The 13,205-nt window shown below is 71.9% G+C and carries 11 protein-coding genes; 3 read left to right on the plus strand and 8 right to left on the minus strand.

Annotated features, from left to right (window positions below; all coding sequences use genetic code 11):
• Positions 1-165: 165 nt before the first annotated feature.
• The 6 genes from trxA to murJ all read right to left on the minus strand — a co-directional run bounded on the left by trxA (position 166) and on the right by murJ (position 6,730).
• A complete protein-coding gene (gene trxA, locus QRX60_RS11605) occupies positions 166-489 on the minus strand; it encodes a thioredoxin (RefSeq protein WP_257922725.1) in 324 nt (107 codons plus the stop codon).
• Positions 490-523: 34 nt separating this feature from the next.
• Positions 524-1,516: a thioredoxin-disulfide reductase gene (trxB, locus tag QRX60_RS11610; RefSeq protein WP_286000776.1), complete on the minus strand. Its 993-nt coding sequence runs from the start codon at positions 1,514-1,516 to the stop codon at positions 524-526.
• A gap of 140 nt (positions 1,517-1,656) precedes the next feature.
• A complete protein-coding gene (locus QRX60_RS11615; RefSeq protein WP_286000777.1) occupies positions 1,657-2,448 on the minus strand; it encodes a hypothetical protein in 792 nt (263 codons plus the stop codon).
• Entirely contained in the window at positions 2,445-3,068 is a 624-nt protein-coding gene (gene sigM, locus QRX60_RS11620; RefSeq protein WP_086679039.1) for an RNA polymerase sigma factor SigM, read from the minus strand. Before sigM ends, QRX60_RS11615 begins: the two co-directional genes overlap by 4 nt.
• A 31-nt stretch (positions 3,069-3,099) precedes the next feature.
• Complete coding sequence (locus tag QRX60_RS11625; RefSeq protein WP_408630226.1) at positions 3,100-4,689, minus strand: hypothetical protein; 1,590 nt, start codon at positions 4,687-4,689, stop codon at positions 3,100-3,102.
• Between the two features lie 79 nt (positions 4,690-4,768).
• Positions 4,769-6,730, minus strand: a complete 1,962-nt coding sequence (murJ, locus tag QRX60_RS11630; protein WP_332845832.1) for a murein biosynthesis integral membrane protein MurJ — start codon at positions 6,728-6,730, stop codon at positions 4,769-4,771.
• 150 nt (positions 6,731-6,880) lie between these two features.
• Here murJ and QRX60_RS11635 point away from each other — a divergent pair, with 150 nt between their 5' ends.
• On the plus strand, positions 6,881-7,390 hold the full coding sequence (locus QRX60_RS11635) for a hypothetical protein (RefSeq protein ID WP_286000779.1): 510 nt from the start codon (positions 6,881-6,883) through the stop codon (positions 7,388-7,390).
• A 123-nt stretch (positions 7,391-7,513) separates the two neighbouring features.
• Here QRX60_RS11635 and QRX60_RS11640 read toward each other — a convergent pair whose 3' ends face one another.
• Entirely contained in the window at positions 7,514-9,670 is a 2,157-nt protein-coding gene (locus tag QRX60_RS11640; protein ID WP_286000780.1) for a DUF6049 family protein, read from the minus strand.
• Complete coding sequence (locus QRX60_RS11645) at positions 9,667-10,221, minus strand: NUDIX hydrolase (RefSeq protein ID WP_286000781.1); 555 nt, start codon at positions 10,219-10,221, stop codon at positions 9,667-9,669. The genes QRX60_RS11640 and QRX60_RS11645 overlap by 4 nt, the downstream gene beginning before the upstream one ends.
• A 99-nt stretch (positions 10,222-10,320) precedes the next feature.
• On the opposite strand from QRX60_RS11645, the gene QRX60_RS11650 reads away from it, so the two are divergent.
• Positions 10,321-11,763 (plus strand): CCA tRNA nucleotidyltransferase, encoded by a 1,443-nt coding sequence (locus QRX60_RS11650; protein WP_286000782.1) that lies wholly within the window; start codon positions 10,321-10,323, stop codon positions 11,761-11,763.
• Positions 11,764-11,864: 101 nt separating this feature from the next.
• Positions 11,865-13,202: a sensor histidine kinase gene (locus QRX60_RS11655; RefSeq protein ID WP_286000783.1), complete on the plus strand. Its 1,338-nt coding sequence runs from the start codon at positions 11,865-11,867 to the stop codon at positions 13,200-13,202.
• Positions 13,203-13,205 lie beyond the last annotated feature (3 nt).

The following is a 13,205-nucleotide window of genomic DNA, read 5'->3' on the forward strand; positions in this document are numbered from 1 at the left end:
GACAGCGCAGGCCCGGTAGGTGCGTCAAGAGCCCGATCGTGGCGCGCCCTGGGTGGCCCTCGTCACGCTTGATTCACCCACACCGGTCGCATTCCCCCGAACGGCAACGGACCCGGGTCCGCGAGAGGGTTCTCGCAGGCCCGGGTCCGGCAGGCGTGGTTCGATTCAGAGGACGTCGGCGAGATCCGACAGCAGCGCGGCCTTCGGCTTGGCGCCGACGATCTGCTTCACCGGCTTGCCACCCTGGAACAGGATCAGGGTCGGGATGGACATCACCTGGTAGTCACGCGGAGTGTTCGGGTTCTCGTCGATGTCGATCTTGGCGATCGTCAGCTTGTCGCCCTTTTCGGCGGCAATCTCCTCGAGCACCGGGGCGACCATCTTGCACGGGCCGCACCAGGTGGCCCAGAAGTCGACGAGGACCGGCTTCTCGCTGGTCAGGACTTCGTCGACGAACGTCGCGTCGGTCACCTTGACGGTGTTGGTCATGGTTTCTCCTTCAGGTTGGTCGAAAGCCGGAAAGTCAGTTGGTGCCCGCGCCGTAGCCGCCGCCGACCAGCTCGGCCGCTTCGTGGGCGTCCGACTCGCCGTGCTCCGCGAGCCATCGTTCCGCGTCGATCGCGGCGGTGCACCCGGAACCCGCGGCGGTGATCGCCTGCCGGTAGGTGCGGTCCACCAGGTCGCCGGCCGCGAAGACGCCGTCGAGGTTCGTGTACGAGGTCCGGCCCTGGGTGACGACGTAGCCGTCCTCGTCCAGGTCGACCTGCCCGCGCACCAGCTGGCTCCGGGGGTCGTGCCCGATCGCGACGAAGAAGCCCGACACGTCCAGCGTCGACTCCGAGCCGTCCTTCGTGTCCTTCAGCTGCAGGCCTTCGACCTTGCCGTCGCCGAGCACACCGGTGATCTGCGAGTTCAGCTTCCACTTGATCTTCTCGTTCGCGCGGGCGCGCTCGAGCATGATCTTGGACGCGCGGAACTCGTCGCGCCGGTGGACGACCGTGACGGACTTCGCGAACTTCGTCAGGAAGGTCGCCTCCTCCATCGCCGAGTCGCCACCGCCGGCCACCACGATGTCGTGGTCCCGGAAGAAGAAGCCGTCACAAGTCGCACAGGCCGAGACACCGCGGCCGAGCAGCTCCTGCTCGCCCGGCACGTTCAGGTACCGCGCCGCGGCACCCATCGCGAGGATGACCGCGCGGGCGGCGTAGCGCTTGCCGTTCGCGTGGACGTACTTGACGTCCCCGGTCAGCTCCAGCGACTCGACGTCCTCCGCGCGCAGCTCGGCGCCGAAGCGCTCGGCCTGCTTGCGCATCTCCTCCATCAGGTCCGGACCCATGATCCCGTCGCGGAACCCGGGGAAGTTCTCGACCTCGGTCGTCGTCATCAGCGCGCCGCCGAACTGCGTGCCTTCGAACACCAGCGGTTCCAGCTGGGCCCGTGCCGCGTAGACGGCAGCGGTGTATCCGGCAGGACCCGACCCGACGATGATCAGGTTCCTGATTTCCTCGGCAGCCACCCGTGACCTCCGCTCGTAGTGACCCGTGTACCAGGCTCAACACGATCGTAGGTGGCCATGTTCCCGGCCGTGACAGCGCTCATGGGGGTTCCGGGTGGCGGAGCCCCCGGCCCGGGGCGAAGCCCCGGATGTCACAGCCGCTACTTCTCCCCGACGACCTTGTCGAACAGGACGGCCGGATTACCGGGCCCGCAGTCCGCGCCGAAGGCCACGAGCCGGAACTGGGCGAGCTTGCCGGTGGTCAGGATGATCATCACGCCGGCCTTGCCACCGACGTTCACCGGGCGGATGCCCTCCGGGCGCACCTTCGGGTCGAGCCCGGCCGCCGCGATGCACGCGTCGAGCCGGTCCTCGTTCTGCAGCGGGCCGAAGTCGCGGACGCCGACCGCCTTGCCGATCAGGGCCTGGGCGCCGCTGCCGTCGCTGCCGACCGACGGGCCGGACGGCGGCGGGGCCGCGACGTTCGGGGTGCCGGTCTGCTGCGACGTGCCCGGGAGCGCGACCGTCACGGCGACGACCGCCGCCGCGGCCGCGGTCAGGATGCCGGCGGCCCAGCCGAGCCGCTTGTTCCGGCGCCGCCGGGCCGCCGCGAGGTCCACCACCTGGGCGTTCCCGGACCCGGCCTGCTGTGGTGCCGTCGCGGTCCGCTGCTTCGGAAAGGTGGCGGCTGCCTCGGCGGCCAGTGCCGCGTCGAGCCGCGCGGCGAACTCCGCGGGCATCGGCGGAGCGGGTGCGTCGGCGAGCGCGGCCAAGTCGGACCGCGTCGCGTCGAGGGCGTCCAGGATCGCGCGGGCCTCCGGGTCGGCGTTGACCAGCGGCCACAGCTCGGCGGCCTGGCTGTCCTCCAGGACGCCGGCGTGGAGGTCGGCGAGCACGTCGACAGACCAGGGCGGACCGACGGTCCCCCCGATCCCCCGGCTTTCGTCCGTCATCGTCCCTCCCCGCTACCCGGCTGGCGCCCGGCCCGTTTGCTTTCGTGAGTTGGGACGTTCGCAATCGCATCGGGGTTCCGCAGGTGTCCGAGAACCTTCGCGAGTTTTCCGCGGCCCCGGGCGCACCGGCTCTTCACGGTGCCTTCGGCGATGCCCAGCATCTTCGCCGTCTCGGCGACGGAGTAGCCCTCGACGTCGACGAGCACGATCGGGGCGCGCTGGTCCTCGGGCAGCTGGTCAAGCGCCTCGCGGACGAGCAGGCTCGTCTCGCGTTCGGCCATCGAGTCGCGCGGGGTGGCCGGCTCGTTGAAGCCGGTTTCCGGCAGCGGCACGGTCGGGCGGGCCTGGCGGCGGCGGATCCGGTCGAGGCAGGCGTTCACCACGATCCGGTGCAGCCACGTCGTGACCTGCGACTCCGCGCGGAACTTGTCGGCCGCGCGGAAGGCCGAAATGAACGCGTCCTGCAACGCGTCGGCGGCCTCTTCCGGGTCGCGGACCGTGCGCAGGGCAACCGCCCACATGCGGTCGCGATGTCGCTGGACGAGTTCGCTGAACGCATGAGGGTCCCCCGCGGCGTGAGCCGCTATCAGATCCGCATCCGTGGGAGCTGCAGCTGTCACCCGCAAGAGCCTACTGACCCTGTCGGGTGCGTCACCCCGCAGGCAGGAAGCTCAGGTCGCCGATCTGGGTGAGGTACTCGCCGTCGGTGCCGCCCAGCTGGGTGATCCAGACGATGAAGTACTCGCCCTGCGTCGGCTGGGCGAGCGGGATCGTCGTGTCGCCGTCCTGCAGGTCGCCGTTGCCGACCACCTTCGTGTCCGCCAGGTCCGGGTCCTTCTGGGTCGCCGACCGGATCTCCACCTTCGTGCCCGCGGTACCGCCGCTGACCTTCACCTGGCTGAGGTTGATCGGGTCCCGGAAGGTGACGACCAGCCCGACGCCCGGCTTGATGGTGGGGAACTGCTGCTTGTACTGCTCGGTCTTCCACACCGTGCCGGGGTCGCCGTCGGTCGCGTTCTTCGCGCGGCCGGGGTTGTCGCCCTTGCCCTCGGGGTTGTAGACCGAGACGGACTTCGGGTCCACCGCGTCGCCCAGCGCGGGCGACGACGGCGGCGGGGCCGGCGACGACGCGGGCGGCTGGCTTGCGGGCTGGCTGGACGCCGGGGGTGCGGCGACGTTGATCGTCGGCCCGCTCACCTTCGAATCACCCTGGAAGACGTTGATCAGCATCAGCCCGCCCCAGGCGAGGATGACGACGGTCGCGACCACCAGCACGGTGACGCCGAGCGCGAGCTTGCGCCGCCGCGCGACGTCCTTGACCGGCTTCTTCGTGGTCCAGACCGTGCCTTCGGCCTCGCTCGGGTCACCGCCGACGGCCTTGATCAGCTGGGTGCGCTCCTCTTCCTCGGCCACCTGGTCGAGCACGCGGAGGATGGCCGCGCTGGTGCGGATGCCGCCGTTGCCGCCGTCCTCGATCGTGCGCACGGCCAGCGCCGACAGGTCGGCGGGCACGGTGGGGATGAGCTGCCGCGGCGGGACGATGCGCCCCTGCGGCGTGGTCGGGGCCGGCTGGATCGCGGGCGGGCCGCCGGGCAGCGCCCAGCGCCCGGTCAGCAGCAGGTACAGGACCGCGCCGAGCGCCTTGACGTCGTCGCGCAGCGTCGCCTCCGGCAGCGGGCCGGGGAACGCGAGCTTCAGCGCGCCGTTCGGCGTCAGCCGCAGCCGCTGCGGGTGGTCGAGCCCGAGGACGAGCCCGTTCTGGTGGGCCTGTTCGACTGCTTCGGCCAGCGCCTGCACCATCCGCGCGGCCGCGGCGGGGGCCACCGGCCGCTGCGCGACGAGGTCGACCAGGTCGCTGCCCTTGGTCCACTCCGCGACGACGACGCCGAGCAGGCCTTCGCTGGAGGTGATCCCGCTGCCGAGAGCGAGCACGTCGAGCACGCGGGCGACGCCGCCGTGGCCGAACTTGGACGCGTGCGTCGCGCGTTCGAGGGTGCGCCGCGCCAGCCGCGCGGCTTCCGGGTCGGCGGGGTCGCCGACCAGCAGGGTCAGCGCGACGTCCCGCTTGAGCTGCCCGTCACGGGCACGCCAAAGGTGCGCGTCACCCCGCTCGTCCACGCCGAACTGCGCGAGGAGGCGGTAGCGGCCGTCGCCGACCACACGCCCGGGGGCCAGCGATCCGACCTGGGCCTTGCCCACGTGGTTCGCACCCCCCGCCTGTTCGCTCCGCCTCGTGTCCACCCGCACTCTCCCGTTAGCTCCCCGCACCAAGGTTACCCAGAATACGACGCGGGAGTCGTCGCCATCCGTACCGGAATCGTTACCCCCGCTTGATCAACCGGGTGAACCTCGAAGTCGCCGGTTTCAGCTCCTCGACCTTCAGGGCCATGAGCACGCCGAACGAGACGACGATCCCCACGATGCCCTGCAGGAAAAGCTTGATCCACGCCTGCAGGGTCGGCCCGAACGAGTCCGGCACGACCTGCCCGGCCACCCAGGCCGCACCGACGCCGAGCCCGCTGGCGACCACCGTGAAGAGGATCACGCCGATCACCCGCTTGCTGCGCAGGTTGCCCAGTGTCACCCACAGCCACACCTGGCCGAGGATCGCGCCGACGACGAACGTCAGCGCGTTGACCATCATGACGCCGAGCACCACGTTGTCCGGCGACAGCAGCACCGGGCACAGGTACAGCAGCGGCACCTTGACCAGCGTCATCACGATCATGATCAGCGTCGGGGTGCGGGCGTCCTTCATCGCGTAGAAGACGCGCATCTGGAGCATGACCAGCGCGTACGGCAGCAGCGCGAACGCCGAGATCGCGAGCGCCTCGCCGAGCCGCTCGGCGGTGTCGATCGTGCCCTTGCCGAAGGTGAACAGCGCGATGCCGATCGAGCCGCCGACCACCGTCATCACCGCGGAGATCGGGACGAGCATCACCGTCGACATCCGGGACGCGTACGACAGGTCGCCGATCAGCTTCTTGTGGTCGCCGTCGGCGGCCGCGCGGCTCATCCGCGGCATGATCGCCGTCAGCAGCGAGACGCCGATGACGCCGTACGGCAGCTGGAAGAGCAGCCAGGCGTTGCTGTACGCCGTCACACCACCGGGTGAACCGCTGGTCAGCACCCGGGTGTTGATCGTGTACCCGACCTGGCTCACCGCGACGTAGCCGAGGATCCACAGCGCGAGGCCGCCGAACTCCTTCATCTGCTTGTCGATGCCCCAGCGCCACTTGAACCGGAAGCCCGACCGCAGCAGCGGCGGGACCAGCAGGATCGCCTGCGCGACGATGCCGCCGGTGACGCCGATGCCCAGCGTCAGCACCTTCGGGTCGGTGATCGACACGTTCACGGTGTCGATGTCGCCCGGCATGATCCAGACGACCAGGATCGTGAAGATGACGACCAGGTTGTTGATCACCGGGGCCCACGCGGTGGGACCGAAGATCTGCTTGGCGTTGAGCACCGCCGACAGCAGCGCGAACACGCCGTAGAAGAAGATCTCCGGCAGCAGCAGGTAGGCGAACGCCGTGGTCAGCGCCGAGCTGGCCTTGCCGGAGCCGTCGACGTAGAGGCTGGTGAACGCCGGGGCCGCGAGCACCGCGACCGCCGTGCCGACCAGCAGCAGCGAGAACGCCACGGTGATCAGCCGCTGGGTGTAGGCCGCGCCGCCGTCGGGCTCGTCCTGGGAGCGGACCAGCAGCGGCACCACCACGCTGGCGAGGACGCCACCCATCAGCAGCTCGAAGATGATGTTCGGCATCGTGTTGGCGACGTTGAACGAGTCGTTCGCGACGCCCTGGCCGATCGCGGCGACCAGCAGCAGCTTCCACAGGAAGCCGGTGATCCGGCTGATCAGCGACGCGATCGCCATCCGGCTGGACGCCTTCGCCAGGGACGGCGCCTTGGCCGGCGCTTCCGCACCCGGCTCGGTCGGCTTGACCAGCGGCGTCTTGAGCGCCGGCATGACCTGGGTGGCCAGCGCGTCGTACGGGCGCATGACGTCCGGGTCGGCGACCGGCCAGCGCGAGTTCATCGGGACGCCGGGGGTGCGCGGGATGAACCGCGTGGCCTCCGGGTCGGGCGGGCGCTGGGCCTCCTCCTGCCACGGCCGGACCGGCGCGGGACGCCGGGAGCCGCGGCCGCGCGGGGGCACCGGGATGCCGGGCGGCGGGGTGCCGGGGGCCGGGGTGACCGGGGGTGGGGTCACCGGCGGGGCGGGCTGCGGCAGCCGCCCCTGGAGCGACGGCTGGCCCGGCGGCCCGGGGGGCGGTGGCACGGGCTGGACGCGGGTGGGCGCCGGACCGCCGGCGGCCCGGGGCGGCTGCGCGCCACGCGGCGGGGGGCCTTGCGGAGGCACGCCCGGCGGCACCGGCGGCGGACCCTGCGGGGGCGGGACGCGCCGGGCCGGGCGGGGCGGGGCCTCGTCGTGGACGGGCCAGGCGTCGTGCGGGGGTGCGTCGTCGCGGAGGGGGCGCCCGTCCCGCACGGGGACGTCGTCGCGCGGCGGCCGCTGGTCGCGGATCGGGCCGTCGTCGCGGACGGGCCGGCCGTCGCGTGGGGGTGCGTCCTCGCGGGCCGGCCGGCGGGGCGGGCCGTCTTCGCGGGCCGGTCGCCGGGGCGGCGCATCATCGCGTGCGGGCCGCCGGGGCGGAGCATCGTCCCGCGGGGGCCGGGGTGCGTCGTCGCGGGCCGGCCGGCGGGGTGGGCCGTCTTCGCGGGCCGGTCGCTGGTCACGGATCGTAGCGTCGTCGGGGGCCGGCATCTGGCGCGTGTGGCCGTTGCGGGGCGGCTGGCGGCGGCCGCGCTCCGGGGGAGGCGGCGGCTGCTGGGGTGGCGGCTGGCGGCGGACCGGCTGCGCCGCGCGCGGGGGCCCGTCACCCCGTTGCGGGGGCGGAGCGCCTTCGCGCCGAGGACGACTCGCACGCTCGGGTGGTAAGCCCGGCTCTCTCTCCAACGCGTGCCCAATCCTCGGTGCTCGGTCCGGTGCCGCGGCCCGGTGCCGCGTACGTGCGGACCAAGGGTAATCGGGAACCGCCCGGAACACTCAGAGGCCGAGAGATCAGTCCACCAAATCGCGACCCGCGCGGGCGTCCTTGACCCGCCGGTAGATGCGCCGGGAGGCGAGCAGAAGTAGGGCCACACCTGCGGCGACGGTCGCGATGATGGTGATCGCGCCGTACTCCGTGGACGTCAGCTCGAACCGCGCGGATGACCCGAGCGGGGTACCGGTGGGCGTGCTCAACGACACATCGACGCTGAACCGGCCGGCCCGCAGCGCCTCCACCGGGAGGAAGTAGTTCCGCCCGCCGCCGGCCGGGAACGACCAGTCCCTCGCGTCGTCCGCGCGCAGGCCGGTGTTGTTGTTCAGGGTGAACCGCGCGTTGATCCCGACCGGCAGGTCGTTCACCACGTACACCGGCAGCGGGGAGTTGCCGGACGCCAGCGCGATGGTCTGCTGCGGCTGCCGGACGCTCACCCGGTCGCTGATGGCCCCGATCTCGGCCTGCGCGTTCGCGCTCGCCGCGTCGGCGGGCAGGCCCCGCCAGCCGGTGGAGGCACCCCGCAGCTCGGCCAGCCGGACCGGCGCGACGACGTCCTCCGGCTTCACCCGCTTGGTGGGGTCCAGCTGCATCGCCGACGCCATCCCGGTGGTCTGGTCGTCGAGCTTCGACAGCGTCGAGACGAGGTCGGGGTCGACGGCCGCGCCGGGGTCCTGGCCGCCGTCGCCGACCGCGCCGGAGCCCGCCGGTCCGGCGGACAGCAGCGACGTGAGCGACGCCGACGTGACCACCCCGGCGTTGAGGAAGTCGCCGACCTGCTGCAGGTACGCCGTGAGCTCGGCGGCCGGGGCGTCCCACCGCCGCGGCGGGGCGACGAGCAGGTGGTCCGGGCGCTCCTGCCCGGCCGGCACGCCGAGGCCGGCCCGGAAGGCGAGCGCGCCGAGCCCGTTCTGGCTGGAGATCGCCCGCTCGGTGTTCGCGGCCACGGTGACCGAGTCGGGCACGCTCGGCACGCCGGTCATCGCCGCGGAGATCAGCGAGTCGGTCGGCTGGGCCCGGACGGTGCTGCCCTGCACGGTGACCCCGCCGCCGGTGCCGGCGGGCGCCAGCTTCGCCGCGTCCGTGAGCACGGTCCGGACGCCGGCCTGGGTCAGGGCGGTCAGCACCGGCTCGTTGAGCGTGCCGTCCGGCCAGAGCACCCCGGTCTGCGGCGCGACGCCGGCCAGCTGCTGGATGGTCGACGACGCCGCGGCCGCCTGGGCCACCAGGGCGGGGTCGCCGGGGCGGATCCGGGAGACGGTGTTGAGGTCGGCGTCGGCGAACGGCAGCGCCACCACGCACCGGCCGGTCACCAGGGTGCGCAGCGCGGCCAGCCACGTCTTCGCGGTCTGGGCGCCCTTGCCGTCGACGTTCCCGCTCTCGGTGTGCACCTGGTAGCCGCCGCTCATCGCGTCGACCGTGGCCAGCAGGTCCGGGTCGAGTGCGAAACACATCGACTTCGCGAGGCTCGAATCACCCTGCACGGCCGTGGACGCGGCGGTGACCAGCGCGTTCAGCCGGCCGTCCGGCCCGATCTCGTCGGCCAGCTTGTCGTCGCGCAGCACCAGCGGCTGGCCGTACGGCGCCGCGTAGACCTGGGGGACGCTGCTGGTCAGCGGCCAGAGCAGGGTCATGCTCGGTGCGCCCGCCGACGAGTGCCCGCCCGGCTTGCCCGGCTGGGCCAGCACCGGCATCAGCATGCTGACCGCGCCCAGCCGGGCCGGCCCGCCGAACTCCGGCGTGCCGTTGACGTTCACCAGCAGCGGGTAGACGCCGGCGCGGCCGAACTGCGCCGCCTTCGAGCCGGTCAGGTTCACCGTGATGTTCAGCGGTGCGCTCTGCCCGGGCTCCAGCACGTCGGCGACCGGGGTGAACTCGGTCAGCGGGGCGTCCTTGATGACGGCGCCCGAGAGCACGTCGTTGATCCCGCGCGAGGTCGTCTGCCGGTCGCCGACCTGCAGCCGCACCTGCGGCCGGGTGACCTTCCGGTCGCCGGTGTTGGTCACCGTGCCGGCGACGGTCAGCGTCGTCGTCGAGGTCGTGATCACGCGCGGGGTGAGCTGGGTCAGGTCGACCCGCAGGCGGGCGCCCTCCTCGGCCTGGGCCACCGTGGCCCCGGCGAGGGCGGGGACGGCCAGGAAGAGGACGGAAAGGAAGGCTGCGGCGAACCGCTTCACTCGGGGGCTCCCTCAGGGGCGTGCTCGTCTCGTCCGAGGACGTCCGGGCGCGCGAAAAGTTCCTTGAGCATCTGGCTGGCCTTCCGGACGAGCTTGCGCTCGTCGGAGTAGGCGAGTTTGGTCTCCAGCTCGGCCAGCGGGACCCAGGCCACCTCGGTGACCTCGACGTCTTCGTCGGAGAGTTCGCCGCCGAGCGCTTCGAGCAGGAAGTGGTGGACGGTCTTGTGGATGCGCCGCCGGTCGGCCACGAACCAGTAGTCGATGGTGCCCAGTGGCCGCAGCACGCGCGCGGAGATGCCGGTTTCCTCCTTGACCTCGCGCACGGCCGTCTGTTCCACCGTTTCACCGTCCTCGATGTGGCCCTTCGGCAGCGACCACAGCAGTCTGCCGTGCCGGTCGAGCCGGCCGATCAGCACCGCCTGTTCGCGCTCGGCGTCCACCACGAGGCCACCGGCCGATGTCTCGTCGACCGTGGTCAGGCGCCTGCCGCGCTGACGCCTGCGCCGCCTCCGCGGCTTCGAGGCGCCGGGGCGGCCGGCTGATCCAGACATGCTGCGATGCTAGAGCAAACGGTTGCCCCGGTAGGCTGGCTCTCCGTGTCCTGTCCGGTGGTGCCTGTAGTAATCGCACCCGAACCCAGTGGGATTTTCGTGAACGACGTGGTCGCCAAGGAGAACGCGGTGGTGGAGCTGATGCGGCTCTCCCCCCTGGCGGACGAGCTGGCCGAGAGGTTCGCCCGGGCCGGGCACCGCCTGTACCTCGTCGGCGGGAGCGTGCGCGACGCGCTGCTCGGCCGGCGCTCCGGTGATCTCGACTTCACCACCGACGCGCGGCCGGACCGGGTGCTGAAGATCGTCAGCGAGTGGGGCGACGCGGTCTGGGACGTCGGCATCGCGTTCGGCACGGTCGGCGTGACGAAGAAGGGCATGCAGCTCGAGATCACGACGTTCCGCGCGGACAGCTACGACCGCGTCGGCCGCAACCCCGAGGTCACCTTCGGCGACAGCATCGAGGGCGACCTGCTCCGGCGCGACTTCACGGTCAACGCGATGGCCGTCGAGCTGGCGTCGAAGACGTTCATCGACCCGCACGACGGCTTGAGCGCGCTGCGGGAGAAGGTCCTCGACACGCCGGCGACGCCGCAGGAGTCGTTCGCCGACGACCCGCTGCGGATGCTGCGGGCCGCCCGCTTCGCCGCGCAGCTGGGCTTCACGGCCGCGCCGCGGGTGGTCGACGCGATGACGTCGATGGCGGGCGAGATCGACCGGATCACCGCCGAGCGCGTCCAAGCCGAGCTGTCGAAGCTGCTGCTCGCGGACGACCCCCGGCCAGGCCTGGAGCTGCTGGTCGACACCGGTCTCGGTGACCGCGTGCTGCCCGAGGTGCCCGGGATGCGGCTGGCGATCGACGAGCACCACCAGCACAAGGACGTCTACCAGCACTCGCTGACCGTGCTGGCCCAGGCGATCGACCTGGAGAAGTCGCACGAGCCGACGTCGGAGCCGGACCTGATCCTGCGGCTGGCGGCCCTGCTGCACGACGTCGGGAAGCCGGCGACGCGGGAGTTCCAGCCGGGCGGCGGGGTGAGCTTCCACCACCACGAGGTCGTCGGGGCGCGGATGGCCCGCAAGCGTTTGCGGGCGCTGAAGTTCTCGAAGGAGATCATCGACGACGTCTCCCAGCTCGTGTTCCTCCACCTGCGGTTCCACGGCTACGGCAAGGGCGAGTGGACGGATTCGGCGGTCCGCCGGTACGTCACCGACGCCGGTCCCCTGCTGACCCGGCTGCACAAGCTCGTCCGCGCCGACTGCACCACGCGCAACCGCAAGAAGGCGGCGGCGCTGCAGTCGACCTACGACGACCTCGAGGCCCGGATCGCCGCGCTCAAGGCCAAGGAGGACCTCGACCGCGTGCGGCCGGACCTCAACGGCGAGCAGATCATGGAGCTGCTCGGCATCAGGCCGGGGCCGGACGTCGGCAAGGCGTGGAAGTTCCTCAAGGAGCTGCGCCTGGACCGCGGGCCGCTGGAGCACGACGATGCCGTGGCCGAGCTGAAGAAGTGGGCCGCCGAGCAGGGAATCGGAAATTCCTGACCGTATTGCTGTGAATTTCGTGGAAGCCTGGACCGCGCCCCCGCGGATCGGTGATACTCCCACCCTCGGTTCACCGATGTGACCAGGGAGTTGTCTGCGCGATGTCCACCGAAGCGCCCGACTCGCCGAAAGCGGTGGGCGGGGGCAGCTTCTTCGTGGCGTTGCTGCGGCAGGGTGCGCCGGCGATCGCGACGGCCACCAGCGAACTCTCGGACGAGATCGGCGACCCGACCCCGATCCACGCGCTGAAGCGGATCTCGAAGATGGCCGGGCCGATCGACCCAAGCCGGCGCGACGGCCTGCTGCTGCGCGCCACCCGGTACGTCGTGCTCATCCCGCTGGCGTTCCGGCTGCTCGCCGTGCCGGGCCAGTTCGGCGTCTACACCTTCCAGCACGGCACGACCGGGCTGCTGCCGGTCGGCTTGTTCACCCTGCTCTCGGTCGCGCTGAACCTGATCGGCTTCCGCTGGATGTTCCGCTCGGCGCCGTACCGCGGCCGGGACGCGGGGAAGCTGCTGGCCGTCGACCTGGTCTTCACCGTGCTCTCGCCGCTCGCCCTCGCGCTGACCGTGCCGTCCGAGGCGTACTTCGACGCGCTGGCGGTCAGCAGCATCCACCTCTTCGGCGAGGCCGGCCTGCTGACGCTCGCCCTCGGCGTCCCCAGCGGGCTGGTGTTCGGGCTGCTCAGCTTCCCGCTGCGGATGCTGGCGAACTGGCTCGACTCCGGCCAGTTCCACGTCGGCGCCGCGTTCTCGACGTACTCCGCGCTGCTCACCGAGCTGTTCCTGGCCACCGCCGCGCTGGTGCTGACCGGGCTCGGCACCCGGTTGGCGCTGGCCTACGGCACCCGCAACGGACGGCTCGCCGAGCGCGCCCAGCAGCACCGGATGCTGCACGACACCGTGCTGCAGACCCTCGAAGCCATGGCGCTGTCCGACACGTCGAACGCCGAAGAGCGGCTGGTCGAGATCCAGCGGCTCGCCCGCGCCCAGGCGATGGAAATCCGGCACATGATCGAGACGGCGAAGTCGGAGCAGGCCGAGGCCGGCGCCCGGCCGCTGGGCGAGAAGCTCGCCGCGCTCGCCGCCGAGATGGCACGCGACGGGTTGCGCGCCCAGCTCGTGGTGGCCGAACTGGACGACGACACGCTGTCGGAGGTCCGGCAGATCGCCATCCGGGACGCCGTGCGCGAGGCCATGCGGAACACGATGAAGCACTCCGGCACCGACCGGGTCGTGGTGCGCGTCGAGGAGCGTGACGGCGGGATCGCCGTGATCACCCGCGACCACGGCACCGGCTTCAGCGCCGCCGACCACCCGGCCGGGTTCGGCATCAGCGAGTCGATCACCGCCCGGCTGGCGGAGGTCGGCGGGACCTCCCTGGTCGAGTCGGGACTCGCCGGGGGCGGCACGCGGGTGACGTTGTGGGTCCCGTTCTGATAT

The organism is Amycolatopsis mongoliensis (genome assembly GCF_030285665.1).
GTDB lineage: Bacteria > Actinomycetota > Actinomycetes > Mycobacteriales > Pseudonocardiaceae > Amycolatopsis > Amycolatopsis mongoliensis.

What these genes read in the sequence shown, in the direction of transcription:
- QRX60_RS11655 (WP_286000783.1), top strand. Translation starts at nt 11,865, where the DNA reads ATGTCCACCGAAGCGCCCGACTCGCCGAAAGCGGTGGGCGGGGGCAGC.
- QRX60_RS11615 (WP_286000777.1), bottom strand. Translation starts at nt 2,448, where the DNA reads ATGACGGACGAAAGCCGGGGGATCGGGGGGACCGTCGGTCCGCCCTGG.
- trxA (WP_257922725.1), bottom strand. Translation starts at nt 489, where the DNA reads ATGACCAACACCGTCAAGGTGACCGACGCGACGTTCGTCGACGAAGTC.
- QRX60_RS11645 (WP_286000781.1), bottom strand. Translation starts at nt 10,221, where the DNA reads ATGTCTGGATCAGCCGGCCGCCCCGGCGCCTCGAAGCCGCGGAGGCGG.